Below are 26,093 nucleotides of genomic sequence, written 5' to 3' on the forward strand. Positions count from 1 at the left end.
TTGTCCACAGTTATCCAGCAAGATCCACTTCTTTTTCCTGATCGCTGCACGGTGATTCCAGCCGCGAAGTCCGCGGCGCTGGATTTGCAGCGAGAAGGGGGCGGAGATCGTGGCTCGATCGAAGTCGTGTGAAACGCCGGAGTCCGTCGTGGGCGGAACGGGGACGGGAACGGGAACGGGGACGGGGGCCGGGTCGGGCATCGCAGCCGGGGCCGGGGCCCTGCCCGGCGGTGGGCGGCCACTGATCATCACCGAGGATCCGCTGCTGCTCGACGATCTCCTGAGGCTGTGCGCGGCCGCGGGGGCCGAGCCGCATGTGCACCACGCGGTGCCCGAGCAGGGCGGGTCAGGTGGCGAAGCGGGCGTCGGCCTCGCCGGAAGCGGTGCTGGTGCTGGTGCTGGTGAGGGAGGTGGTGCGCGCGGCGCCTGGCGCATCGGGAGCGTTGACTGGGAGTCCGCGCCGCTCGTGCTGGTCGGCGACGACGCGGCCCGGCGGGTGCGAGGCGCGCCGCGCAGGGCCGGGGTGTTCCTCGTCGGCAGGGACCTGGACGACCCCTCGGTGTGGCAGCGGGCGGTGGAGATCGGCGCCGAGGAGGTGCTGCGGCTCCCCGACGCCGAAGGCCGGCTCGTCGACCGCATCGCCGACGTCGTGGAAGGAGCCGGGCGGCCCGCCCTCGCCGTCGGGGTGATCGGCGGCAGCGGCGGGGCCGGAGCCTCCACCCTCGCCTGCGCGCTCGCCGTGCGGGCCGCACGCGCCGGGGAGCGGACCATCCTCATCGACGGCGATCCGCTGGGCGGCGGCATGGACGTACTGCTCGGGGGCGAGAGCGCCGAGGGGCTGCGCTGGCCGGACTTCGCGGGATCGCGGGGCAGGGTCGGCGCCGGAGCACTGGAGGAGTCCCTGCCCGAGCTGCACGCCCTGCGGGTTCTCAGCTGGGACCGCGGCGACCGGGTGGTGGTGCCGCCCGTCGCGATCCGGTCGGTGGTGGCCGCCGCGCGCCGCCGGGGCGGGGTCGTGGTGGTCGACCTCCCGCGGCGGGTGGACGAAGCCGTGGCCGAGGTGCTGGCGCAGCTGGACCTGGTGCTGATGGTGGTTCCGGGCGAGCTGCGGGCCGTGGCCGCCGCGGGCCGGGTGGCGGCCGGAGTGCGGATGGTGGCCCGGGACGTACGTGTCGTCGTACGGGGCCGCTGCCCGGGCGGCCTCGATCCGGAGGCCGTGGCCGGGCTGCTGGGGGCGCCGCTGGCCGGCGAGGTGCCGGTCGAGGTGGGGCTTCCGGGGCGGGTGGCCGAGGGGGAACCGCCGGGGGCGCAGGGGCGGGGCGCGCTGGCCCGCTTCTGCGACGGCTTCTGGCAGCGTGCGCTCGGCTCCGCCCAGGGGGTGCCGGCATGAGCGCGGTACTGCTGGACGCGGTGCGCCGACGGCTCGCCGAGAGCGGGGCGGAACCGACCCCGGCGCGGGTGGCGGCGGCCCTGCGGGCCCAGGGCAGGCTGCTGGGGGACGCGGAAGTGCTGGGCGTGGCCGCCGAGTTACGGTCCGAGCTGGTCGGCGCGGGCCCGCTGGAGGCCTTGCTGGCCGATCCGGAGGTCACCGACGTACTGGTGGCGGCCCCCGACCGGGTGTGGGTGGACCGCGGGGGCGGGCTGGAGCTGACCGGGGTGACCTTCGCCGACGCCGAGGCCGTGCGCAGGCTCGCCCAGCGGCTGGCCGCCGTCGCGGGTCGGCGCCTGGACGACGCCCGGCCCTGGGTGGACGCCCGGATGCCGGACGGGACCCGGCTGCATGCTGTGCTGCCTCCGGTCTCGGTCGGGTCGGCCTGCCTCTCGCTGCGGGTGGTGCGGCCTCGGGCGTTCACGCTGGAGGAGCTCGTCGCGGCGGGGACGCTGCCGCCCGGCGGGCAGCGGCTCCTGCGGGACATGGTCGAGGCCCGGCTGTCGTTCCTCGTCTCCGGCGGGACCGGGACGGGCAAAACCACTCTGCTCAGCGCCCTGTTGGGGTTGGTCGGCCCCGGTGAGCGGATCGTGCTGGCCGAGGATTCGGCCGAGCTGCGCCCCGACCATCCGCATGTGGTGCGGCTGGAGACCCGGCCGGCCAATCAGGAGGGGGCGGGTCTGGTCACGCTGGCCGACCTGGTCCGGCAGGCGCTGCGGATGCGGCCCGACCGGCTGGTGGTCGGCGAGGTGCGGGGCGCCGAGGTGGCGGACCTGCTCGCCGCCCTGAACACGGGTCACGAGGGGGGCTGCGGCACCGTCCACGCCAACGCCGCCGCCCATGTCCCGGCCCGGCTGGAGGCGCTCGGCACGGCAGCGGGGCTCGACCGGGCGGCCCTGCACAGCCAGTTGGCCGCCGCGCTGACCCTGGTGCTCCACCTGGTCCGGGACCGGGAGGGGCGGCGCCGGGTCGCCGAGGTGCACGTGCTGGAGCGGGACGCCGCCGGGCTGGTGGTCACCGTACCGGCGCTGCGCTGGGCCGCGCGGGGCTTCGTACGGGAACGGGGCTGGGAACGGCTGCGTCCGCTGCTGCGAGGTGCCCGGTGAACGCGGGGGCGGGGACGGTGCCGGTGTTCGCGGGGGTGCTGTGCGCCGGGGCGGCCGCCTGGGGGCTCGCCGGGAGCGACCGGGTGTCCCGGCGGGCCAGGGTGGTGCTCGCCGGGGGCGGTCCGGTGGTTGCGGGCGGGCCGGCGCGGTGGGAGCGGCTGCTGATCGCCGTACGGGTGCGGGCCGCGCGGTGGCGGGAGGGGGCCTGTCTCGGGGCCGGGCTCGTCGTCGCGGCGTTGGGCGGGTCGGTGATCCCGCTCCTGGTGGGAGCGGCCGCGGTGCCGCTGGTGCGGCGATGGCTGCGCGTACGAGCGCGGGAACGGGCCCGGGAGGCGCGGGCAGCGGAGGTGGTGGCCTTGTGCGGGGCCGTGGTGGGTGAGCTGCGGGCGGGGGCCCAGCCCGGGCAGGCGCTGACGGCGGCGATGCGGCGGACGGCCGCGGGCCCCGGTGGGCCGGGGGCGGCGGAGGCGGGAGTGCTGGCCGCCGCGGCGTTCGGCGGGGACGTGCCCGGGGCGTTGCGCCAGGCGGCGCGGGAGCCCGGCGCGGAGGGGCTCGCCGGGATGGCCGCCTGCTGGCGGGTGTCGGTGGACGGCGGTGCGGGACTGGCCGCCGGACTGGACCGGCTGGAGGGGGCCCTGCGGGCCGAGCGGGACCGGCAGGAGTCGCTGCGGGCCCAGTTGGCGGGGGCGCGGTCGACCGTGGTGGTGCTCGCCCTGCTGCCGCTGGTGGGCCTGTTGATCGGCACCGGTCTGGGCGCGGATCCGCTGCGGGTGCTGCTGCATACGCCGATGGGGTGGGGCTGCCTCCTGGCGGGTGGGGTGCTGGAGGCGCTGGGGCTGCTGTGGTGCCGGCGGATCGTACGGGCGGGGGAGCGGTGATGGGCGGCTTCGTCGTCCACAGGCTGGGGATCGTCCTGTGCCTGGCGGTGGCAGCACTGTGGGTGGTGTCGGCGGTGGCGGAGCGGGTCCGCGCCCGGGCGGCCCGGCGCAGGATCGCGGCCCTGCTGGCGGCGCGACCAGCCCTCCGTGGGCCGTTGTTCGGCTCCGCGGCGCGCGCTGTGGTCGTGGCGTGGGCCGGGCCGGCCGGGGCGCTGGTGGCGGGCTGGGTGCTCGTCGGAGGGATGACGGGTGGGGCCGTCGGTGCTCTGGCCGCGCTGGGGGTGTGGCGGTGGCAGGCCAGGGAGCGGCCGGAGACCGGGGTGGATCCGAGGGAGGCGGAGCGCCAGCTGCCGTTCGCCGCTGATCTGTTGGCCGCGTGTCTGGCGGCCGGGGCGGGGCCGGTGGAGGCCGCGGAGGTGGTGGGGGAGTCCCTGGGCGGCCCGGTGGGCGAGCGGTTGGCGAGGGCCGGGGCGGAGCTGCGGCTCGGGGGTGAACCGGGCGACGGGTGGGGGAGGTTGGCGCAGATACCGGGTGCCCGGACGCTCGCCGAATGCCTGGAACGGGCCGCCCGGACGGGGGCGCCCGCGGCGGAACCGGTCTCCCGGCTCGCGTCGGGGCTCAGGGAGGACCGGGCCCGCCGTGCGGGAGCCAGGGCGCAGCGGGCGGCGGTACTGGTCACCGCTCCGGTGGGGCTGTGTTTTCTCCCCGCTTTTCTGGCGATCGGGGTCGCGCCGGTGGTGATCGGTATGGCCTCAGGACTTCTCTCGAACACCTGAAGTCGCATTGAGCACGTACATCAACAACGGAAATCCACAGGAGGTTGCCATGAGGATCATCTGGTTTCGTGTCCGGACGGTGCTGGGCGGTCGCGGGGGCGATGCGGGGATGTCCACCTCGGAATACGCCATGGGCACGATCGCGGCCTGCGCATTCGCGGCCGTTCTCTACAAGGTGGTGACGAGCGAAGTCGTCGCCACGGCCCTTCAGTCGACCATCGGGAAGGCGCTCGATGTGCCGTTCTGAGGGAAAGCCGCGGGGAGGCCGGGGAATGGGGGACCGGGGATATGTGACGGCGGAGGCCGCGCTGGTGATTCCGGCGCTGGTGCTGTTCGCGGCGCTGTTGGTGTGGGCGCTGATGGCGGCCGCCGCGCAGATCCGGTGTGTGGACGCGGCCCGGGCCGGTGCCCGGGCGGCGTCCAGGTCGGAACCGGTGGAGGTGGCGGTGGCGGCGGCCCGGGCGGCCGCGCCGCCGGGCGCCCGGGTGGAGCTGGAGCGGGTGGGCGACCTCTGGCGGGTCGAGGTGGCGGCGCCGGCGCCGGGCCCGGGCGGGCTGCCGGTACGGCTGGGCGCGCGGGCGGTGGCCCTGGCGGAGGACAGCGTGGGGCCGCCGCCGTGAGCCGGGACCGGGGTTCGGCCACGGTCTGGGCGGCTCTGGTGGCGACGGTGCTGGGGGCGGTGTTCGGCGGTGTGCTGCTGCTCGGCCAGGCCGTCGTGGCCCGCCATCGCGCGGCGGCGGCTGCCGATCTGGCGGCCCTCGCGGCGGCGGCCACCTGGGCCCACGGGCCGGAGACCGCCTGCGCCACGGCACTGCGGGTGGCCCGGGCGCAGGGCGCGGCGCTCGCCCGGTGCCGCCTCCAGGGCGAGGTCGCGGAGGTGACGGCCCGGGTCGCGGCGGGCCCCTTCACCCCCGCGATCCGGGCCCGCGCGGGCCCCCCATTGGCGGCGGGGGTGAGGCCGGGCTAAGCCCAGGTCAGGGCCCGGCGCGGGCGGTGCCCGGCTGACGCTCGGGTCAGGGCTCCAGGGGCGTGGTGGGTGGGGATTCGGAGAGGAGGCGGGTGAGGAGGCGGATGGCGCCGCGCTTGTGGAGCGGGTCGTTGCCGTTGCCGCATTTGGGCGACTGGATGCAGGAAGGGCAGCCGGCCTCGCACTCGCAGGCCGAGATCGCGTCGCGGGTCGCCGTCAGCCAGGCCCGGGCGGTGTGGAAGGCGCGCTCCGCGAAGCCGGCGCCGCCGGGGTGGCCGTCGTAGACGAAGACCGTGGGGAGGAGGGTGTCGGGATGCAGCGGCATGGAGACGCCGCCGATGTCCCAGCGGTCGCACGTGGCGAACAGCGGGAGCATGCCGATGGACGCGTGTTCGGCGGCGTGCAGGGCGCCGCCGAGGATCTCCGGGTTGATCCGGGCCTCGTCGAGCTGGTCCTCGGTCACCGTCCACCACACGGCCCGGGTGCGCAGGGTGCGGGGCGGCAGGTCCAGCTTGGCCTCGCCCAGGACCTCGCCGGTGATCAGCTTGCGGCGCAGATAGGAGACGACCTGGTTGGTGACCTCGACGGAGCCGAAGCAGAGCCGGCCCGAGCCCCACGGGATCTCGGTCTCGGTCTCGAGGATGGAGATGGAGGTGGTGTCGCGGGCCGTGGTGGAGAAGGGCGGGTTGGCTTCCTCCACGAGGGCCACCGAATCCTCCAGGTCCAGGTGCTGCACGAGATACGTGCGGCCCTGGTGGAGGTGGACGGCCCCGTCGTGGACGGCGGTGTGGGCCGCGGACTCGTCGACCGTGCCGAGCAGCCGGCCGGTCGAGGCCTCGACGATCTGCACGGGGCGGCCGCCGCCGCCCCGGATGTCGGTCAGGTCCGAGGCCCGTTCCCGCCGGGTCCAGTGCCAGGCGGTCGCCCGGCGGCGCAGCAGCTTCGCCGCTTCGAGCTGGGGAAGGAGGTCCTTGGTCGCCGGGCCGAAGAGGTCCAGGTCCGCCTCGGTCAGCGGTAGCTCCGCCGCCGCGGCGCACAGGTGGGGGGCGAGGACGTACGGGTTGTCGGGGTCCAGGACGGTGGCCTCCACCGGTTGGCGGAACAGCGCCTCCGGGTGGTGGACGAGGTAGGTGTCCAGCGGGTCGTCCCGGGCGATCAGCACGGCCAGGGCGCCCTGGCCCGAGCGCCCGGCCCGGCCCGCCTGCTGCCACAGGGAGGCCCGGGTACCCGGGTACCCGGTGATGAGTACGGCGTCCAGGCCCGAGACGTCCACGCCCAGCTCCAGGGCCGTCGTGGCGGCCAGTCCCAGCAGCTCGCCGGAGTGCAGGGCCCGCTCCAGGGCCCGGCGCTCCTCGGGGAGGTAGCCGCCCCGGTAGGCGGCGACCCGCTGGGCCAGGGGGCGGGACCCGGCGGCGCCGGCCGCCGGGGACGTCATCGCGCCGAGCCGTTCCTGGGCGATCACGGAGATCAGCTCGGCGCCGCGCCGGGAGCGGACGAAGGCGACCGTACGGACTCCCTGGACGACCAGGTCGGTCAGCAGGTCGGCGGTCTCGGCCGTGGCCGTACGGCGTACCGGCGCGCCCTTCTCGCCCCGTAGCTCGGTGAGGAGCGGCGGCTCCCACAGAGCGAAGACCACCTCGCCGCGCGGTGAGGCGTCGTCGGTGATCTCCGTCACGCTTACGCCGGTCAGCCGGGACGCGGCGGCCGACGGGTCGCTGGCGGTCGCGGAGGCGAGCAGGAAGACCGGTTCCGAGCCGTATCGGGCGCACAGCCGCCGCAGCCGGCGCAGGACCTGTGCCACGTGGGAGCCGAAGACCCCGCGGTAGGTGTGGCACTCGTCGATCACGACGTAGCGCAGGGCCCGCAGGAAGGAGGACCAGCGCGGGTGGGCCGGGAGGATGCCGCGGTGCAGCATGTCGGGGTTGGTCAGGACGTAGTTCGCGTACTGGCGTACCCACTCGCGTTCCTCGACGGGCGTGTCCCCGTCGTATACCGCGGGCCGGACGGCGTTGCCCAGCGGGGCGGCCAGTGCCCGTACGGCGCGCCGCTGGTCGGCCGCCAGGGCCTTGGTGGGGGCCAGGTACAAGGCCGTCGCGCCCCGCCCGCTCGGGGCCTCGGAGCCGTCCGCGAGGGCGGAGAGCACCGGCGCGAGGTAGGCCAGGGACTTGCCCGAGGCGGTGCCGGTGGCGACGACCACGGACTCACCGTCCAGGGCGTGCTCGGCGGCAGCGGCCTGGTGTTCCCACGGATGGTCGATCCCGGCCGACCGGATCGCGGCCACGACATCCGTTCGGATGCGATCGGGCCAGACTGCATGACGGCCCGCCCTCGGGGGCAAGTGCTCCGTATGGGTGATGCGCGCAGCACGGGAAGGCCCCCGTGACAGCCGGTCCAGGACCGTGTCGGGGGTGGGTCGAGGGTCCTCGGGGGCCGTGGGCCGACCGGGACCGTGAGTATTGGCCATCGGAACCGAGTGTGTCACCGGCGTGCGGGACAATGGTCCGAAGGCGTCGTGCGCGCCTGCCGGTAAGTGATTGAATGCCATCGCGGCAGCCAATCCCTCGCCTACCTTCGGGTGGGGAGGCCCCTTGGGGGCGCCGCTCGATAGCAAGGTGCTGGAGGATCCGTGGACCTGTCCCTGTCGACTCGCACTGTCGGCGACCGTACGGTCGTGGAGGTCGGTGGCGAGATTGATGTGTATACCGCGCCCAAGCTGCGCGAGCAGTTGGTCGAGTTGGTGAACGACGGCAGCTACCACTTGGTTGTCGACATGGAGCGAGTGGACTTCCTCGACTCCACCGGACTTGGTGTGCTCGTGGGAGGCCTCAAGCGCGTCCGCGCGCACGAGGGTTCGCTGCGCCTGGTGTGCAATCAGGAGCGCATCCTGAAGATCTTCCGCATCACCGGTCTGACCAAGGTGTTCCCGATCCACACCACGGTGGAAGACGCCGTCAACGCCACCGACTGACGGCTCCGGGCGGCTCCCGGTAGCCTTCGGGCGGCCGGGAGCCGACAAGGAGAGCGGGGGTACCGGGCCATGGTTGGCCCGGCCCCTGTCAAGGCACGCCCGTAGTCCGAGGGGGACGCGCATGGCTACCGTTGAACTGCGCTTCAGCGCCCAGCCCGAACACGTCCGGACGGCCCGTCTCGTCGCGGCCGCCGTGGCGCGCCGGGCCGGTGTGGAGGAAGCCGTCCTCGACGAGGTCCGCCTCGCCGTGGGCGAGGCCTGCTCGCGTGCCGTCGGACTCCATCGCAGCAACGGGCTGACCGCCCCCGTCCGGGTGGTGCTGACCGAGGAGGACAAGACGTTCTCCATCGAGGTCGGCGACGAGGTTCCCGGACCGGGCGGTGGCTCGGCCGATGCCGTGTCCGGCATGGCCGCCGTCCTGGACGCCGAGGTCGAGGCCGAGGACGAGATGGGTCTCGCGGTCATCAGCGGGCTCGTCGACGACGTCGAGGTGACCAGTGGGGAATCGGGCGGGACCATCCGTATGAGCTGGCCCGTCTCCGGGTCCTCCGAGCTTCCGTAGATCCACCGCGAGCGCCATCCCGTCGTATCTTCCGATCTTTATCAAGGCCCTGCTGAGCAGGGCCTTTTCCATTTCTCTAGATCAATGACCGGGCGTCAATGCCTTTGTCCCGTTACCGCTTTCGAGGGTAAAGGAGTGACGCGATCTATTGCTGAGGAGCAGGAGCACGCCAATTGCGTTTCCTGCGCACTGTTTTGATCAGGGTGCGCTCCCTACAATCCGTCCACATCTTGAGCTCATCACGTCAAGGAGGACGAATGACGGGGCTCTTCACCCCTATCGCGCCGGATCGCACCACTGATCTGGCATCCGCAGTACTCACCGATGACAATCGGCTCATCGTGATCGTCATTGCGGCCGTGGCACTCGCCGCACTCGTCGTCGCGCAGATCCTGGTCCGCCAGGTCCTCGCCGCCGACGAGGGAACCGACAGCATGAAGAAGATCGCCGCAGCCGTCCAGGAAGGCGCCAACGCCTACCTCGGCCGCCAGCTGCGCACCCTCGGCGTCTTCGCCGTCGTGGTCTTCTTCCTGCTCTTCCTGCTCCCCGCCGACGACTGGACGCAACGGGCGGGACGTTCCGCCTTCTTCCTCGTCGGCGCGCTCTTCTCGGCGGCCACCGGCTACATCGGCATGCGCCTCGCGGTCCGCGCCAACGTCCGCGTCGCCGCCGCCGCACGCGAGGCCACCCCGGCCGAGGGGGAGCCCGCCAAGGACCTGACCGAGGTCTCCCACAAGGCGATGAAGATCGCCTTCCGGACCGGCGGCGTGGTCGGCATGTTCACCGTCGGCCTCGGCCTCCTCGGTGCCTCCTGCGTCGTCCTGGTCTACGCGGCCGACGCCCCCAAGGTCCTGGAGGGCTTCGGCCTCGGCGCCGCCCTGATCGCCATGTTCATGCGCGTCGGCGGCGGGATCTTCACCAAGGCCGCCGACGTCGGCGCCGACCTGGTCGGCAAGGTCGAGCAGGGCATTCCGGAGGACGACCCGCGCAATGCCGCGACCATCGCCGACAACGTGGGCGACAACGTCGGAGACTGCGCCGGAATGGCGGCCGACCTCTTCGAGTCCTACGCGGTCACCCTGGTGGCCGCGCTCATCCTCGGCAAGGCGGCCTTCGGCGACCTGGGCCTCGCCTTCCCGCTGATCGTCCCCGCCATCGGCGTCATCACCGCCATGATCGGAATCTTCGCGGTTTCCCCGCGCCGTTCCGACCGCAGCGGCATGACCGCCATCAACCGCGGCTTCTTCATCTCCGCCGTGATCTCCCTGGTGCTGGTCGCGATCGCCGTCTACGCGTACCTGCCCGCCACCTACAAGGAGCTCGTCGGCGTCGAGGACGCGGCGATCTCGAACCACGCCGGCGACCCGCGCGTCCTGGCCATCGTCGCCGTCGCCATCGGCATCGTGCTCGCGGCCCTGATCCAGCAGCTGACCGGCTACTTCACCGAGACCAACCGCCGTCCCGTCCGGGACATCGGCAAGTCCTCCCTGACCGGCGCGGCCACCGTCGTCCTCGCCGGCATCTCCGTCGGCCTGGAGTCCGCCGTCTACACGGCCCTGCTCATCGGCCTCGGCGTCTACGGCGCGTTCCTGCTCGGCGGCACGTCGATCATGCTCGCGCTCTTCGCGGTGGCCCTGGCCGGCACCGGCCTGCTCACCACCGTCGGCGTCATCGTCGCCATGGACACCTTCGGGCCCGTCTCCGACAACGCCCAGGGCATCGCCGAGATGTCCGGCGACGTCGAGGGCGCCGGCGCGCAGGTCCTGACCGACCTGGACGCCGTCGGCAACACCACCAAGGCCATCACCAAGGGCATCGCCATCGCCACGGCCGTGCTCGCCGCGGCCGCGCTCTTCGGCTCGTACAACGACGCGATCGCCACCGCGGTCAAGGAAGTCGGCGCCAAGGCCGGGGAGATGAACCTCAGCCTGGACATCGCCCAGCCCAACAACCTCGTCGGGCTGATCCTGGGCGCGGCCGTCGTGTTCCTCTTCTCCGGCCTCGCCATCAACGCGGTCTCCCGCTCCGCGGGCGCCGTGGTCTACGAGGTGCGCCGCCAGTTCCGCGAGCACCCCGGGATCATGGACTACAGCGAGAAGCCCGAGTACGGGCGCGTCGTGGACATCTGCACCAAGGACGCGCTGCGCGAGCTCGCCACGCCCGGCCTGCTCGCCGTGCTCACCCCGATCGCGGTGGGCTTCTCCCTCGGCGTCGGCGCGCTCGGCTCCTTCCTCGCGGGCGCCATCGGCACGGGCACGCTCATGGCGGTCTTCCTCGCCAACTCCGGTGGCGCGTGGGACAACGCGAAGAAGCTGGTCGAGGACGGCCACCACGGCGGCAAGGGCAGCGAGGCCCACGCGGCGACCGTCATCGGCGACACGGTCGGCGACCCGTTCAAGGACACCGCCGGTCCCGCGATCAACCCGCTGCTCAAGGTCATGAACCTGGTGGCGCTGCTGATCGCCCCGGCCGTCGTGCAGTTCAGCTACGGCGCGGACACCAACCCGACCGTACGGGCGATCATCGCGGTCCTCGCGGTCTCCGTCATCATCGGTGCGGTGTACGTCTCCAAGCGCCGCGGCATCGCCGTCGGCGACGAGAACGAGGGCGGAGCCGCCGAGCGGGTGGGTCAGCCGGCCGACCCGGCGACGGTTTCCTGACCCGAGGTCCGGCAGAGGGACGGGCAGAGCCGGGCAGGGCCGGCCGTGCGCCCGAACGGCGGACAGGCGGCGCGGACTCACGCGCCGTCTGTCCGCCTTTGTGCGTGCCCGGACGGCAGGCGTGTATCTTCCGGGCCGAGAGCCTTCGAAGGGACCAATCCGGTGAACAAGAAGCTTGCGGCCGCGTTGTCGGGCGGTGCGGTGCTGATGCTCGTCCTGTCCGGCTGCGGCGGGGACGACAGCCACGAGAAGGCCAGCGCCTGGGCCAAGAAGGTCTGTGACCAGTGGCAGCCCGAACTCAAGAAGATCGAGACCGCCAACGCCGAAATCAAGCGTGTGGCGACGCAGAGCAGCAAGCCCGAGGAGATCCAGAAGACGGACTCGGCGGCGTTCGGGACCATGTCCGAGTCGTACAAGACCATGTGGAACGCTCTGCAGCAGGCGGGAGTTCCACCGGTCAAGAACGGCGCCGCGACCCAGGCGGCGGCGGTCAAGGGCTTCGAGTCGACCTCCAAGGGCTACGCCGACTTGAAGACGAAGATGGACGCCCTCAATCCGCAGGACCCGCCGAAGTTCACCGACGGCCTGAAGGAGGTCGCGGGCGGCCTCCAGGAGGCGACCAAGGGCGGCCAGGACGCGCTGTCCCAGCTGAACGCGGGCGGCCTGGACAAGGCGCTCAACAGCCAGAAGGGCTGCCAGGTCGCGGCGCCGGCGCCCCAGTAGGGACTGCGTGCGGTACGCCGATCAGGGCGGCCGGGGTCCCGGAAGGGGGCCGCGGCCGCCCTTTCGTCCCTCCGGGCCCGGGCTGAGCGGCAGGACGGGCCCCAGCGGACACAATGGACGCGTGAGTAACACCAGCCTTCCCACGCCCGACCGCGCCGCCGAGCTCCGCGAAGCTCTGCTCGACGCCGGTTTCACCGCCGACGGACTGCTCGACCTGCTCGGCGCCCCCGCCTACGCCGCGCTGGCCCGCAGCGAGACCGTCCCCGCCCTGCGCGCCACCCGGGCCGCCGGCGACGGCCCGCTCGCGAGCCTCGTCCGGTTGTTCCTGCTCCAGCAGCCGGAGCCGTACGTGCACGCCGCGGCCGCGCTGCCCGTCGAGGCGGCCCTGGCCGACGGCTGGTTGACGCGCGAGGGCGACGAGGTGCACGCCACCGTCGACGTGCGGCCGTACAGCGGCCCGGACGGCGAGGACTGGTACATCGTCTCCGACCTCGGCTGCGCGGTCGGCGGGGCCGGCGGGATCGGCAGCCGGGGGCGTGAGCCGGGCACGGCCGTGGTCCTCGGCGTCGGCGGTGCCTCCACCACCCTGGCCGGGATCACCGTCCGCACCCCCGTCGGCTCCGCCCTCGACCTCGGCACCGGATCCGGCATCCAGGCGCTGCACGCGACCCGGCACGCCACCCGGGTCACCGCCACCGACGTCAACCCCAGGGCCCTGCACATCACCCGTTTGACGCTGGCCCTGTCCGGCGCCCCGGAGGCGGAGCTGCTCACCGGTTCGCTCTTCGAGCCGGTGGGCGAGGCCACGTACGACCTGATCGTGTCCAACCCTCCGTTCGTGATCTCCCCGGGCGCCCGGCTGACGTACCGGGACGCCGGCATGGGCGGCGACGACCTGTGCCGGACCCTGGTCCAGGAGGCCGGCGCGCGGCTCAATCCCGGCGGGTACGCGCAGTTCCTCGGCAACTGGCAGCACGTGGAGGGCGAGGACTGGCGCGACCGGCTCCGCGCCTGGGTGCCCCGCGGCTGCGACGCCTGGATCGTGCAGCGTGACGTGCAGGACGTGACGCAGTACGCGGAGCTGTGGCTGCGCGACGCGGGCGACCACCGGAGCGACCCGGCCGAGTACGAGCGGCGGTACGAAGACTGGCTGGACGAGTTCGAGGCCCGCAAGACCAAGTCCGTCGGCTTCGGCTGGATCACCCTGCGCCGGACGGACGCGGCCGAGCCCTCGATCGTGGTCGAGGAGTGGCCGCACACGGTGGAGCAGCCGCTCGGCGAGGCCGTGCTGGCCCACTTCGCCCGTCAGGACTACCTGCGGGAGCACGACGACGCGGCCCTGCTGGAGGCCCACTTCGTCCTGGCCGAGGAAGTGGTCCAGGAGCAGGTCGGGGCGCCCGGCGCGGAGGACCCGGAGCACGTCGTGCTCCGGCAGAACCGCGGGATGCGGCGTGCCACCAAGGTCGACACGGTCGGGGCGGGCTTCGCCGGAGTGTGTGACGGCTCACTGAGCGCGGGCCGGATCCTCGACGCGATCGCACACCTGGTGCAGGAGGACCCGGTCATGCTGCGGGACCGGACTCCGGAGGCGATCCGGGTGCTGGTCGAGCAGGGCTTCCTGGAGCCCGTGGCGACCCGCGCGCCGTAGCCGGCACCGGGATGTAACCCGGGGTTCGCCCGCCGTATCCCCGGGGCTGGCAGTCTCTGCCCAGCGGGATCCGGGGGGATCCCGAGGGTGGCCCAGGGGTAAGGGGGCAGCGTGGAAAACGGTCCGGCGATCTTCGCGGCGGCCGTTCTCCCGCTGTTCGGGGCCGCTCTGCAGGCCTGGACGGGAGCGCGCGCTCCACACCGTGCGCCGGTGGCCGAGGGCGTGCGCCCCGTCGTGGTCGTACCGCCGGTTCCGCTCGTCGGCGGGGCGCCGCCGCCTCGCGGAGCGTGCTGCCGCATCCGGTTCTGACAGCGGGACGCGCGGACCGGGCCGCGGGGATTCCGGCGGCGAAAGCCGACGTCGGAGCGGGTGTGGGGGCGGGGCCGGACGGCCTCCGGAGCACCCGGCCCGGTGATCGCGAAGGGTCCGGCGCGGCATCCGGGCGGCAGAAACCGCACTTGTCGGGTTACCGTTCGAGTGGCCGTTGCGGGCTTCTGCCGTTTGACACGGGGGCGGGTTGTACCGTCACACTCCGCAGCGTCGCCGTACCGCGACCGAGTGCCGACCGGAGAGAAGAGCCAAGTTGTCCCCGACTAGCGAGACCGCAAAGGGCGGCCGCCGACTCGTCATCGTCGAGTCCCCAGCCAAGGCGAAGACGATCAAGGGCTACCTCGGCCCGGGATACGTCGTCGAGGCGAGCGTCGGGCACATCCGCGACCTCCCGAACGGCGCGGCCGAGGTTCCCGACAAGTACACCGGCGAGGTCCGCCGCCTCGGCGTGGACGTCGAGCACGACTTCCAGCCGATCTACGTCGTCAACGCCGACAAGAAGGCCCAGGTCAGGAAGCTCAAGGAGCTGCTGGCCGAGTCCGACGAACTCTTCCTCGCCACCGATGAGGACCGCGAGGGCGAAGCCATCGCGTGGCACCTGCAGGAAGTCCTCAAGCCCAAGGTCCCCGTCCACCGGATGGTCTTCCACGAGATCACCAAGGACGCGATCCGGGACGCCGTGGCCAACCCGCGCGAGCTGAACCAGCGCATGGTCGACGCCCAGGAGACCCGCCGCATCCTCGACCGCCTCTACGGCTACGAGGTCTCGCCGGTCCTGTGGAAGAAGGTCATGCCGCGGCTGTCGGCCGGGCGCGTCCAGTCGGTGGCCACCCGCCTCGTCGTCGAGCGGGAGCGCGAGCGCATCGCCTTCCGCTCCGCCGAGTACTGGGACCTGACCGGAACCTTCTCCACCGGACGCGCTGGTGACGCCTCCGACCCCTCGACCCTGGTCGCCCGCCTGAACACGGTGGACGGCAAGCGCATCGCCCAGGGCCGCGATTTCGGCTCGAACGGGCAGCTCAAGAGCGAGGTGCTGCACCTCGACGAGGCGAACGCCCGGGCGCTCGCCGCCGCGCTGGCCGACACCTCGTTCGCCGTCCGGTCGGTCGAGTCCAAGCCGTACCGCCGTTCCCCGTACGCCCCCTTCCGTACGACGACGCTCCAGCAGGAGGCCTCGCGCAAGCTGGGCTTCGGTGCGAAGGCGACGATGCAGGTGGCGCAGAAGCTGTACGAGAACGGCTTCATCACCTACATGCGTACGGACTCCACCACGCTGTCCGACACCGCCGTGGTGGCGGCCCGGGCGCAGGTCACGCAGCTCTACGGGGCCGACTACCTGCCGGAGAAGCCGCGCGTCTACGCCGCCAAGGTCAAGAACGCGCAGGAGGCGCACGAGGCGATCCGGCCTTCGGGTGATCGTTTCCGCACTCCGGCCGAGACGGGTCTGACCGGCGACCAGTTCCGCCTGTACGAGCTGATCTGGAAGCGGACCGTCGCCTCCCAGATGAAGGACGCGGTCGGCAACAGCGTCACCGTGAAGATCGGCGGGGTCGCCTCGGACGGGCGTGACGCCGAGTTCACCGCCTCGGGCAAGACGATCACCTTCCACGGCTTCATGAAGGCGTACGTCGAGGGCGCGGACGACCCGAACGCCGAGCTCGACGACCGCGAGAAGCGGCTGCCCCAGGTCGCGGAGGGCGACGCGCTCGCCGCCGAGGAGATCACGGCGGACGGGCACTCGACCAAGCCGCCGGCCCGCTACACCGAGGCCTCGCTGGTCAAGGAGCTCGAAGAGCGCGAGATCGGCCGCCCGTCGACGTACGCCTCGATCATCGGCACGATCCTCGACCGCGGGTACGTCTTCAAGAAGGGCACGGCGCTCGTGCCGTCCTTCCTGTCGTTCGCCGTGGTGAACCTGCTGGAGAAGCACTTCGGCCGGCTCGTCGACTACGACTTCACCGCGAAGATGGAGGACGACCTCGACCGCATCGCGCGGGGCGAGGCCCAGTCCGTGCCGTGGCTGAAGCGGTTCTACTTCGGCGCGGAGGACGCCACGGCGCCCGTCCCGGCCGACGGTGACGCCCTCGGAGGTCTGAAGGAGCTGGTCACGGACCTGGGCGCGATCGACGCCCGGGAGATCTCCTCCTTCCCGGTCGGCGAGGGCATCGTGCTGCGGGTCGGCCGCTACGGGCCGTACGTGGAGCGGGGCGAGAAGGACGCGGAGGGCCACCAGCGGGCCGACGTACCGGACGACATGGCTCCGGACGAGCTGACGGTCGAGTACGCGGAGGAGCTGTTCGCGAAGCCGAGCGGCGAGTTCGAGCTCGGCAAGGACCCGGTCAGCGGGAACGAGATCGTCGCCAAGGACGGTCGCTACGGGCCGTACGTGACGGAGATCCTGCCCGAGGGCACGCCGAAGACGGGCAAGAACGCGGTCAAGCCGCGGACGGCCTCGCTCTTCAAGTCGATGTCCCTGGACACGGTCACACTCGACGACGCGCTGAAGCTGATGTCGCTGCCGCGGGTGGTCGGCGTGGACGCGGAGGGCGTGGAGGTCACGGCCCAGAACGGCCGCTACGGCCCGTACCTGAAGAAGGGCACGGACTCGCGGTCGCTGGAGACCGAGGACCAGCTCTTCTCGATCACGCTGGACGAGGCCCTGGCGATCTACGCGCAGCCGAAGCAGCGGGGCCGCGCGGCGGCCAAGCCGCCGCTGAAGGAACTGGGCACGGACCCGGTGAGCGAGAAGCCGGTGGTGGTCAAGGACGGCCGCTTCGGGCCGTACGTGACGGACGGCGAGACGAACGCGACGCTGCGGCGGGACGACGACGTCGAGACGATCACGCCGGAACGGGGCTACGAGCTGCTCGCGGAGAAGCGGGCGAAGGGCCCGGCCAAGAAGGTGGCGAAGAAGGCTCCCGCCAAGAAGGCCCCGGCGAAGAAGGCGACGGCGACGAAGACCGCTGCCGCGAAGAAGACGACGGCGGCCAAGAAGACCACCGCCAAGAAGACGACGGCGAAGAAGGCGACGGCCGCCCCGGCGGACGAGTAACCTCCAGCCGCCCTGCCCCGCCCCGCCCGACGCCATCCGGCCCCGCCGCGCCTCATCCAGCCTCCGGCGTTTTGAGGCGCGGGGCGCGGGGCGGCGCCGCTGTGAGGGTGCCGCACCTCATTCAGCCTCGCCGGCGTTCGGGGCGCGGGGGTTCGGGGGAGCCCCCCGTAGGGCGCCGCACCTCATTCAGCCTCGCCGGCGTTCGGGGCGCGGGGGTTCGGGGGAGCCCCCCGTAGGGCGCCGCACCACATTCAGCCTCGCCGGCGTTTGAGGCGCGGGGGTTCGGGGGAGCCCCGTAGGGCGCCGCACCTCATTCAGCCTCGCCGGCGTTTGAGGCGCGGGGGTTCGGGGGCAGCGCCCCCGCAACGGCGCCGCACCTTCGGCTCCCGTCCGGGCCGGGCGCGGGGGGCCCGGGGCCGGCCCCGGGGCGGTGGGTCCGGGGTCACACTCGGGCTTGTCCACAGGCCTCCGCACCCGCCAAGCGCAGCGGATAGGCTGGGCGGATGACGCGAGCCGAGCAGCCAACGGTCGTGACCGCCCCGGCGAACCCCACCTACGACGAAGCCCTAGCCGCGGATTCCCGCGAGCGGGCGGTGCGCGCACTGCTGCGCACCCCCAGGCTGCGCCGGCTGTGGAGTGCCCACCTGGTGAGCGGCATCGGCGACGCCCTCGCCCTGCTGGTGCTGGTGCTGCTGGCCCTCCAGGCAGCGGCTTCGGAAGGCGCCTTCGGCGGCGGGTACCGCGGCGCGGCCCTCGCCGTCGCCGCCGTCTTCGGGGTCCGGATCCTCGCCACCCTGCTCTTCGGCGCGGTCCTCCTGGGCCCGCTGGCCGGGCTCGTCGGCTCGGGCGGCAAGCTGGACCGCCGCTGGACGATGATCGGCGCCGACGGAGTGCGTCTCGGGCTCTTCGTCGTCGCCCCGTTGTGGCTCGACTGGATTCCGGCCCACGCGCTCACCGCGTTGCTGGCCACCGTCTTCGTCTCCGGCGCCGCGGAGCGGCTGTGGACGCTCGCCAAGGAGAGCGCGGCTCCCGCCCTGCTGCCGGCGCCGCCGCCGGAGGGGGCGACCGTACGACCGCTCCCGGATCACCTGGACGCGCTGCGGCGCCTGTCCCTGCGTACGGCCTTCGCGGCGCTTCCGGTCGCTGCGGCCGCGCTGCTCGCCGCGACGCTGGTCGGCAAGGCACTCGGCCTCGGCGTGGACTGGTTCGCCGCGAACCAGGCCGCCCTCGGCTCGTACGTGGCCGCCGGCCTCTTCGCCGCGTCGGTCTCGCTGCTGCTCCCGCTGGTGCTGCCCACCGCGGCGACCCCGCGTCCCCGTTCCCCGCTGGAGGGACTGCGCGCCCCCAAGGCGGGCGACCGGCCGGACAAGGGCCGTACGGGCGCCATCCCGCTCCTGGTCCTGAGCTGCGCCGCCGTCGCCGGAGCGGTGTCCTGCGCCGTTGCCGTGGCCGTACTGCACGCCTTCGACCTGGGCGGCGGCCCGGCTGCCTTCGCGCTCTTCGTCCTCGCGCTGGTCGGCGCCGCCGCCGCCGGCATCCGCGCCACCCAGGCCGGCAAGGTGCTGCCCGCCCTGTCCCGGCGCCGGCTGCTGGCCCTCGCCATAGCGGTGACCGGGCTCGCGCTGCTGCTGACGGGCCTGGTCCCGGACACCGCGACCGTGCTGTTCCTCTCGCTGCTCGCCGGCACCGCCGCGGGCGTCGCGGCCAACACCGGCCACACGCTGCTGGACCAGGAGACCGAGGAGTTCCGCCGGGCCAGGGTCACCGAGCACCTCCAGGCGGCCGTACGGGTGGCCGTGGCGCTCGGCGCCGTCGCCGCTCCGGTCCTGGCCGCGCTGATCGGCCCGCACCGGCTGACCGGCGGCGAGGTCGTCTTCGCGCACGGCGGCGCCGCCTTCACCCTGATGCTGGTCGGCGCCCTGCTGCTGCCGGTCGCCGTGGTGGTGCTGACCAAGGCCGACGACCGCGGCGGCGTACCCCTGCGGCGGGACCTGCGCGAGGCGCTGCGCGGCGGGGAGCCCGTACAGGCGGCGTCCGCCACCGGCTTCTTCATCGCCCTGGAGGGCGGCGACGGAGCCGGCAAGTCCACCCAGGTCGAGGCGCTGGCCGACTGGATACGGAGCAAGGGCCACGAGGTCGTGGTGACACGGGAGCCGGGCGCGACCCCCGTCGGCAAGCGGCTCCGCTCGATCCTGCTCGACGTGTCCTCGGCCGGACTCTCGAACCGCGCCGAGGCCCTGCTGTACGCCGCCGACCGGGCGGAACACGTGGACACGGTGGTGCGCCCCGCCCTGGAGCGCGGCGCGGTGGTCATCTCGGACCGCTACATCGACTCCTCGGTGGCCTACCAGGGCGCCGGCCGCGACCTCTCCCCGACGGAGATCGCCCGGATCTCGCGCTGGGCGACCGACGGGCTCGTCCCGAACCTGACCGTGCTGCTCGACGTGTCGCCGGAGGCGGCGCGGGAGCGGTTCACGGAGGCGCCGGACCGGCTGGAGTCGGAGCCGGCGGAGTTCCACCAGCGGGTGCGGGCCGGGTTCCTGACGCTCGCCGCGTCCGACCCCGGTCGCTACCTGGTGGTCGACGCGGGCCAGGACCCGGACTCGGTGACCACCGTCGTACGGCACCGCCTGGACCGGATGCTTCCGCTTTCCGAGGCCGAGGTCGCCGCCCAGGCGGAGGCCCGGCGCCTCGCCGAGGAGGAAGCCCGGCGCAAGGCCGAGGAAGAGGCGGCGCGCAAGGCGGAGGAAGAGCGGCTCCGGGCAGAGGAAGAGGCCCGTAAGGCCCGCGAGGCCGAGGAAGCGCGGATCAAGGCCGAGGCGGAGGCCGCCCGCAGGGCGCAGGAGGAGCGGCTGCGCGCCGAGGAGGAGGCCCGGGCCCGGGCCGAGGCCGAGCGGCTGCGGCTGGAGGCCGAGGAGAGGGCGCGCGCGGCGGAGCAGGAGCGGCTGCGCCGGCAGGCCGAGGAGGAGGCCCGGCTGCGTGCCGAGGCCGAGGCGCGGCGGCTGGAGAAGCAGCGGCGGGCCGAGGAGGCCCTGCTGAAGGCCGAAGAGGCACGCCGGCTGATGGAGGCCGCGTCGGCCGAGGCGGCGGCGAAGGCTGCGGCTGCGGCTGCTGCCCAGGCTGCCGAGGCTGCGGAGGCTGTGGCGGCTCCCAAGGTCGGTATGACGAAGGACCCGCACCCGGACGACGCGGTGACGGTGGAGACCCCGATGGTCACGTCGGACAAGCGGGTCGTCCAGCCGGACGACGTCACCCAGACCGTCCCGGTGCCGAAGGTCGAACCGGCGTCCGCGGCGGAGACCACGGTGCTGCCGCCGGTCCGCCCGGGGGACGAGACCGCGGTGCTGCCGCCCGTACGCCCGGACGCGCCGCGGCAGGGCAGCGGTCAGGCAGGTCCGCACGGCAGTGGAAGTGGCACTGGCAGTGGAAGTGGCACTGGCAGTGGCACTGGCAGTGGCACTGGCAGGGGCACTGGGAGCGGCGCCGCTCGGGCCCGGTCCGCCTCGCGGCCGACGGCCCAGCGCCCCGAGGAGGACCCGGCCGACCGGGTGCCGTCGGGCATCTTCCGGGACTCCGGCAACGGCAACGACCGGACGCGGGAGCTCCCCGTCCTCGGCGAGGACGGCCGACCGCGCCGCGCCCGCTCGGACTGGGCCGAGGAGACCCCGCTGGACGATCTGCCGACGCTGGCGGACGAGCTGCTCGGCCGCCACCGGGACGACGAGGACGGCGACGAGGGCGGGCGCGGACCGCGCCGCCGCCGCTGACCCGGCGGTCGCGCGAGAGCCGGCCGAGCGGGACCGGATTGTCAGTGGCGCCCGCCACAATGGGTGCACGGAGAGTGAAAGGTGGTGGGCGGGATGCCCGTATGGGACGACCTGGTTGGACAGGAGCGGGTCCAGACGCAGCTGGCCGCCGCCGCCCGCGATGCCGATGCGCTGGTCACGGCCGTCACCGACGGGACCGCGCCGCCCCCGGCATCGAAGATGACCCACGCCTGGCTGTTCACCGGACCGCCCGGCTCCGGGCGGGCCACCGCCGCCCGGGCCTTCGCGGCCGCCCTCCAGTGCACCAGCCCGGACCGTGCCCTCGGTGGTGAGCCGGGCTGCGGTTTCTGCGACGGCTGCCACACCACCGTGGTCGGCACGCACTCCGATGTGGAGATCGTCCGCACCGATCTGCTGTCGATCGGCGTGAAGGAGACCCGCGATCTGGTCCGCCGGGCGCAGCTGTCCCCTGCGGTCGGCCGCTGGCAGGTCATCGTCCTGGAGGACGCCGACCGGCTCACCGAGGGCGCCGGGAATGTGCTCCTCAAGGCGGTGGAGGAGCCCGCTCCGCGGACGGTGTGGCTGCTGTGCGCGCCCTCGCTGGAGGACGTGCTGCCCACGATCCGCTCCCGTTGCCGGCACCTGACCCTGCGCACACCGCCCGTCGGGGCCGTCGCCGACGTGCTGGTCCGGCGTGACGGCATCGAGCCCGCCGTTGCCGCGGCCGTCGCCCGGGCGACCCAGGGGCACATCGGCAGGGCCCGCCGGCTCGCCACGGACGAGTCCGCCCGCGCCCGCCGGGCCGCCGTCCTGAAGCTTCCGCTGCGCGTCGACGACGTGGGCGGCTGCCTCAAGGCCGCGCAGGAGCTGGTCGACGCCGCCGCGGAGGACGCGAAGCAGGTCGCCGAGGAGGTCGACACCAAGGAGACCGAGGAGCTGCGGGCCGCGCTCGGCGCCGGAGCGGGCACGGGCAGCCGGATGCCGCGTGGCACGGCGGGCGTGATGAAGGAGCTGGAGGACCGGCAGAAGCGGCGCCGCACCCGTACCCAGCGCGACACCCTCGACCTGGCGCTGACCGACCTCACCGGCTTCTACCGGGACGTCCTGGCCCTACAGCTCGGCTCATCCGTGGCCATCGCCAATGAGGAGATACGGCCCGACCTCGACCGGATCGCCCGGGCCTCGGGCCCCGAGCGGACCCTGCGCCGGATCGAGGCGATCATCGCCTGCCGGGACGCCCTCGACCGCAATGTGGCGCCGCTCCTCGCGGTCGAGGCGATGACGATGTCGCTGCGCGCGGGCTGAACACCCTCTGGCCGCCTGACGCCGCCTGACGCCCGCTTGACGGCCTCCAGGCCGCCTTCTGGCGGCCGTACGGGTCCACCCGTGATTGACAGGCTCACCCGTACGGGCGGACCGGCCAGCGGGGCGGGGAGGGGTTCGGCCGGTGCCGGGCCCGGCACCGGCCACGGAAGGCGCGCGGCCGTCCGGTGCAGGGACGCCTCCTCGTCCCCTCCGGCAGGCCGTACGCTCCGAGGATGGACACCAGTCGCCTGCTGCGTACCACCGGGACCGTGATCGCAACCGCGGGGCTGCTGCTCTCCGGGTGCACCTCGGGCGGGTCGGGGGGACCCCGGGCCGCCGCGTCCTCCGCCGGAGGGTCCGGTGCGCCGTCGGCGCAGCCGTCCCCCGACGCGGCCGCGCTGCGCCCGTACTACGAGCAGAAGCTGACGTGGCGGGAGTGCGGTGTCCCCGGATTCCAGTGCTCCACCATGAAGGCCCCGCTGGACTACGCGAACCCCGGCTCCGGCCAGGACGTCGACATCGCGGTGGCGCGCCGCGCGGCCACCGGTCCCGGCAAGCGGCTCGGCTCGCTCGTGGTCAACCCGGGCGGCCCGGGCGGCTCCGGCATCGGTTACCTCCAGGCGTACGCGGGCATCGGCTATCCCGCGCCGGTCCGGGCCCGGTACGACATGGTCTCCTTCGACCCGCGCGGGGTGGAACGCAGCAGCCCCGTCGAGTGCCTGACCGGCCCGGCCATGGACAAGTACACGCAGGTGGACCAGACGCCGGACGACCAGGCCGAGCGGGCGCTGCTGGTGGCCGCCTTCAAGGAGTTCGCGGCCGGCTGCCGGACGCGCTCGCAGCGGGTACTGCCGCACGTCTCCACCGTCGACGCCGCCCGGGACCTGGATCTGCTGCGCGCCGTGCTCGGCGACAAGAAGCTCACGTACGTCGGGGCCTCGTACGGCACCTTCCTGGGGGCGACCTACGCGGACCTCTTCCCGGACCGGGTCGGCCGGCTGGTCCTGGACGGCGCGATGGACCCGGCCCGGCCCGCGCTCGATCTGAACCGGGACCAGACGGCCGGCTTCGAGACGGCCTTCACCGCCTTCGCCAAGGACTGCGCGAAGCAGCCCGACTGCCCGCTCGGCACGGGCGGCCCGGACAAGGTGGCGGCGCGCCTGAAGGAGTTCTTCCGCAAGGTCGACGCCCAGCCGGTGCCCACCGGGGACCCGGCCCGCCCCTTGGGCGAGTCCCTCGCGACGACCGGGGTGATCGCGGCGCTGTACGACGAGAGCGCCTGGCCGCAGCTGCGCGAGGCGCTCGCCGAGGCGCTGGACGGCGACGGAGCGAGCCTGCTGACCCTGGCCGACAGCTACTACGAGCGCGAGGCGGACGGCGAGTACGCCAACCTGATGTTCGCGAACGCCGCCGTCAACTGCCTCGACCAGCCCCCGGCCTTCAGCGGCCCGGAGGCGGTCCAAGCCGCCCTGCCCTCCTTCGAGAAGGCTTCCCCGGTCTTCGGCGCGGGCCTGGCCTGGGCCTCGCTGAACTGCACGTACTGGCCGGTGAAGGCCAAGGGCAAGGCGAAGCCGCTGACCGCGAAGGGCGCCCCGCCGATCGTGGTCGTGGGGACCACCCGCGACCCGGCGACCCCGTACAAGTGGGCCAAGGCGCTGGCGAGCCAGCTCGAATCGGGCACCCTCCTCACCTACGACGGCGACGGCCACACGGCGTACGGGCGCGGCAGCGACTGCATCGACACCTCGATCAACCGCTACCTGCTGGAGGGCAGGGCGCCGGAGGACGGGAAGAAGTGCTGAGGCCGGGGGAGTGCTGAGGCCGGCGGCGCCGCGAACGGTTTGCCCGCGGTGCGCCGCGCACGATGACATGCGCCCATGAGCAGAATGGCGGAGATCATCGTGCTGGCGCGGTAGAACCAGCGGTCCGGGGTGCTGAGGGACCTGGAGGCGCTGCCCTGGAACTCGCCGGAGTCCGTGCAGGCCATGGTCCACGACGAGGACGACGACTGCTTCGGGCTGTGGATGTTCCGGGACGGCGCGCTGGTGCAGGTGGAGATTCCGGGCACGCGGCGGATCCATACGCCGCCGCCTTCGTGGTGGGGCGATGACCCGCGTCCCGGCGTCCTGGTCCGCACCGACCCGGACGGGAACGTGCCCGGGCACTGGCCCGAACACTCGCCCGAGCACGTGCAGGACCCACGGCTGTCCTGGTAGCTAGTGCCCCGATCCCGTGGCCTTGAAGGAGCCGGGCACCATCCACACCACGAGCACCAGTACCAGGGCCGCGATGCCGATCGACACGTACGAGGTCGTGGTCAGGGCGCTGTCGAAGGCGTCCCGGGCCCGTTCCAGCAGCCCGGCGGCCTCGGTGGCCTCGGCGGGCGGCAGGCTTTCGGCGTATTCCTTCGCCCCGCCGATCGACTCGGCCGCCTGGGTCGGCGTACCGGCCATGTGACCGGCGTACGCCGCCCCGTGGACGGAACCGAGGAGGGCGACACCGAGGCCGACCCCGAGCTCGTACGAGGTCTCGGAGACGGCGCCGGCCTGCCCGGCCCGCTCCGCCGGGACCGCCGAGACCAGCACGGAGGCGGCGGTGGTGACGGCGAGGCCGTCGCTGAAGCCGAGGGTGACCAGAAAGACGGCGATGTAGGCGTACGAGGTCGGCTGCGGGGCCAGGGCCAGCAGGATGAATCCGGCCACCAGCCCGGCCAGGCCGACGGCCATGCAGGCCCGTACGCCGATCCGGTGCATCAGCGTCGGCGTCAGCAGCGAGCTGGCGAGCATGGCGAGGGCGGTGGGGAGCGTGCGCAGGCCGGCTTCGAAGGGGGAGTAGCCGTGGACGTACTGGAGCCACAGGGAGACCAGGAACAGCGCGGCTCCGGCGGCCAGCATGGCCATGAGGGTCACGAGCGCGGCGGCGGTGAAGGGCCGGCTCCGGAAGAGCCGTATGTCGAGGAGCGGGTCCTTCAGCCGCAGCTGCCGGCGGACGAACCAGGCGAGCAGCCCGGCCCCGGCCGTGAGGATGAACACGTCCTGCGCCGCGAGGGTTCCCTTCGCCACGTGCTTGATGCCCCAGGCGAGGGCGACGATGCCGGCGACGGACAGCAGGGCGCTGAGTACGTCGAGGGCGTGCTGGCCGGCGTCCTTGAACTCGGGCAGCAGCCACAGACCTGCGGCGACGGTCACGACCACCACGGGCACGTTGACCCAGAAGGCGGCGGCCCAGCCGTAGCGCTCGACCAGCAGCCCGCCGATGAGCGGCCCGATCGCGGCCCCCGCACCGGCGACGGCGGCCCAGATCCCGATGGCGAGGGCCCGCTCGTGGGCGTCGGTGAAGATGTTCCGGATGAGCGAGAGCGTGGACGGCATGACCATGGCCCCGCCGACGCCGAGGAGCACGCGCCCGGCGATGAGCTGCGTCGAGCTCCCGGCGGTGGCGGCCAGCACGGAGGCCACGCCGAAGAGCACGAAGCCGATCAGGAACAGCTTCCGGCGCCCCAGCCGGTCACTGACGGCACCGGTGGTGACGAGGAGCCCGCCGAGGACCAGCCCGTAGATGTCGATGATCCACAACTGCTGCACGGCGCTGGGCCGCAGGTCGTCGATGAGCGAGGGGAGCGCCACGTTCAGGATGGTGGCGTCCATCGCCACCAGCAGCAGGCTGGAGCAGAGCACGGCGAGCATGGCCCAGCGCCGGGATCCGGGCGCGGGAGGTCTTTCCGCGGCGGGGCCTGTGGGGTTCACGGCTCGGGCCACGGGACATCCCGTCCCTTCGGGGGGCGCAGGGTGGAACGCTGTACCGGATATGGCACATCTGCCCCAGTATGTGACCCGCGTCTCACCCCTGCACAACCCGGTTCAGGGCACCCGTCCACACCCTGTAGACTTGGCGCCGCTGCTGATGAGCGCCCCCTTGAGAG

19 protein-coding genes are annotated in these 26,093 nt (G+C 73.5%); 17 read left to right on the forward strand and 2 right to left on the reverse strand.

Translation table 11 applies throughout. The annotated features are described in order from the left end of the window. Positions 1 to 199 precede the first annotated feature (199 nt). The 7 genes from ssd to ACZ4TV_RS12265 are packed head-to-tail and all read left to right on the forward strand — an operon-like array spanning position 200 to position 5,156. Complete coding sequence (gene ssd / locus ACZ4TV_RS12235) at positions 200 to 1,390, forward strand: septum site-determining protein Ssd (protein ID WP_468133738.1); 1,191 nt, start codon at positions 200 to 202, stop codon at positions 1,388 to 1,390. After that, complete coding sequence (locus ACZ4TV_RS12240; RefSeq protein ID WP_468133497.1) at positions 1,387 to 2,535, forward strand: TadA family conjugal transfer-associated ATPase; 1,149 nt, start codon at positions 1,387 to 1,389, stop codon at positions 2,533 to 2,535. The genes ssd and ACZ4TV_RS12240 overlap by 4 nt, the downstream gene beginning before the upstream one ends. Then, on the forward strand, positions 2,532 to 3,413 hold the full coding sequence (locus ACZ4TV_RS12245) for a type II secretion system F family protein (protein WP_468133499.1): 882 nt from the start codon (positions 2,532 to 2,534) through the stop codon (positions 3,411 to 3,413). The genes ACZ4TV_RS12240 and ACZ4TV_RS12245 overlap by 4 nt, the downstream gene beginning before the upstream one ends. Beyond that, positions 3,413 to 4,189, forward strand: coding sequence for a type II secretion system F family protein (locus ACZ4TV_RS12250; RefSeq protein ID WP_468133501.1), 777 nt, complete (start codon positions 3,413 to 3,415; stop codon positions 4,187 to 4,189). Before ACZ4TV_RS12245 ends, ACZ4TV_RS12250 begins: the two co-directional genes overlap by 1 nt. Before the next feature lie 49 nt (positions 4,190 to 4,238). Next, positions 4,239 to 4,436, forward strand: coding sequence for a DUF4244 domain-containing protein (locus tag ACZ4TV_RS12255; RefSeq protein WP_468133503.1), 198 nt, complete (start codon positions 4,239 to 4,241; stop codon positions 4,434 to 4,436). A gap of 25 nt (positions 4,437 to 4,461) precedes the next feature. After that, positions 4,462 to 4,809, forward strand: coding sequence for a TadE family type IV pilus minor pilin (locus tag ACZ4TV_RS12260; RefSeq protein ID WP_468133505.1), 348 nt, complete (start codon positions 4,462 to 4,464; stop codon positions 4,807 to 4,809). Further along, positions 4,806 to 5,156 carry an Rv3654c family TadE-like protein gene (locus ACZ4TV_RS12265; protein WP_468133507.1) on the forward strand — a complete coding sequence of 117 codons (351 nt, stop codon included), beginning with the start codon at positions 4,806 to 4,808 and terminating at the stop codon, positions 5,154 to 5,156. The genes ACZ4TV_RS12260 and ACZ4TV_RS12265 overlap by 4 nt, the downstream gene beginning before the upstream one ends. 46 nt (positions 5,157 to 5,202) lie before the next feature. On the opposite strand, the gene ACZ4TV_RS12270 is transcribed toward ACZ4TV_RS12265, so the two are convergent. Then, positions 5,203 to 7,701, reverse strand: coding sequence for a DEAD/DEAH box helicase (locus ACZ4TV_RS12270; protein ID WP_468133509.1), 2,499 nt, complete (start codon positions 7,699 to 7,701; stop codon positions 5,203 to 5,205). Between the two features lie 81 nt (positions 7,702 to 7,782). Here ACZ4TV_RS12270 and bldG point away from each other — a divergent pair, with 81 nt between their 5' ends. From bldG to ACZ4TV_RS12320, 10 genes are all read left to right on the forward strand, one after another. Then, positions 7,783 to 8,124 (forward strand): anti-sigma factor antagonist BldG, encoded by a 342-nt coding sequence (gene bldG / locus ACZ4TV_RS12275; RefSeq protein ID WP_008743037.1) that lies wholly within the window; start codon positions 7,783 to 7,785, stop codon positions 8,122 to 8,124. Positions 8,125 to 8,245: 121 nt separating this feature from the next. Further along, a complete protein-coding gene (locus ACZ4TV_RS12280) occupies positions 8,246 to 8,686 on the forward strand; it encodes an ATP-binding protein (RefSeq protein ID WP_468133511.1) in 441 nt (146 codons plus the stop codon). A 257-nt stretch (positions 8,687 to 8,943) separates the two neighbouring features. Then, positions 8,944 to 11,346: a sodium-translocating pyrophosphatase gene (locus ACZ4TV_RS12285; protein WP_468133513.1), complete on the forward strand. Its 2,403-nt coding sequence runs from the start codon at positions 8,944 to 8,946 to the stop codon at positions 11,344 to 11,346. Positions 11,347 to 11,508: 162 nt separating this feature from the next. Next, positions 11,509 to 12,069 (forward strand): small secreted protein, encoded by a 561-nt coding sequence (locus ACZ4TV_RS12290; RefSeq protein WP_468133515.1) that lies wholly within the window; start codon positions 11,509 to 11,511, stop codon positions 12,067 to 12,069. 121 nt (positions 12,070 to 12,190) lie between these two features. Then, complete coding sequence (locus tag ACZ4TV_RS12295) at positions 12,191 to 13,717, forward strand: DUF7059 domain-containing protein (RefSeq protein WP_468133517.1); 1,527 nt, start codon at positions 12,191 to 12,193, stop codon at positions 13,715 to 13,717. A gap of 583 nt (positions 13,718 to 14,300) precedes the next feature. Next, on the forward strand, positions 14,301 to 17,099 hold the full coding sequence (gene topA, locus ACZ4TV_RS12300) for a type I DNA topoisomerase (protein ID WP_468133519.1): 2,799 nt from the start codon (positions 14,301 to 14,303) through the stop codon (positions 17,097 to 17,099). Positions 17,100 to 17,602: 503 nt separating this feature from the next. Further along, entirely contained in the window at positions 17,603 to 20,866 is a 3,264-nt protein-coding gene (gene tmk / locus ACZ4TV_RS12305) for a dTMP kinase (protein ID WP_468133521.1), read from the forward strand. A 93-nt stretch (positions 20,867 to 20,959) separates the two neighbouring features. Continuing rightward, positions 20,960 to 22,171, forward strand: a complete 1,212-nt coding sequence (locus tag ACZ4TV_RS12310; RefSeq protein WP_468133523.1) for a DNA polymerase III subunit delta' — start codon at positions 20,960 to 20,962, stop codon at positions 22,169 to 22,171. Positions 22,172 to 22,404: 233 nt separating this feature from the next. After that, positions 22,405 to 23,973 (forward strand): alpha/beta hydrolase, encoded by a 1,569-nt coding sequence (locus ACZ4TV_RS12315; protein ID WP_468133525.1) that lies wholly within the window; start codon positions 22,405 to 22,407, stop codon positions 23,971 to 23,973. 129 nt (positions 23,974 to 24,102) lie between these two features. Further along, complete coding sequence (locus ACZ4TV_RS12320; protein WP_468133527.1) at positions 24,103 to 24,387, forward strand: hypothetical protein; 285 nt, start codon at positions 24,103 to 24,105, stop codon at positions 24,385 to 24,387. Here the strand turns inward: ACZ4TV_RS12320 and ACZ4TV_RS12325 are convergent, their stop codons facing one another. Then, positions 24,388 to 25,857 carry an MFS transporter gene (locus ACZ4TV_RS12325; protein ID WP_468133529.1) on the reverse strand — a complete coding sequence of 490 codons (1,470 nt, stop codon included), beginning with the start codon at positions 25,855 to 25,857 and terminating at the stop codon, positions 24,388 to 24,390. Between the last annotated feature and the right edge of the window lie 236 nt (positions 25,858 to 26,093).

It is taken from the genome of Streptomyces sp. NPDC028910 (assembly GCF_055564955.1).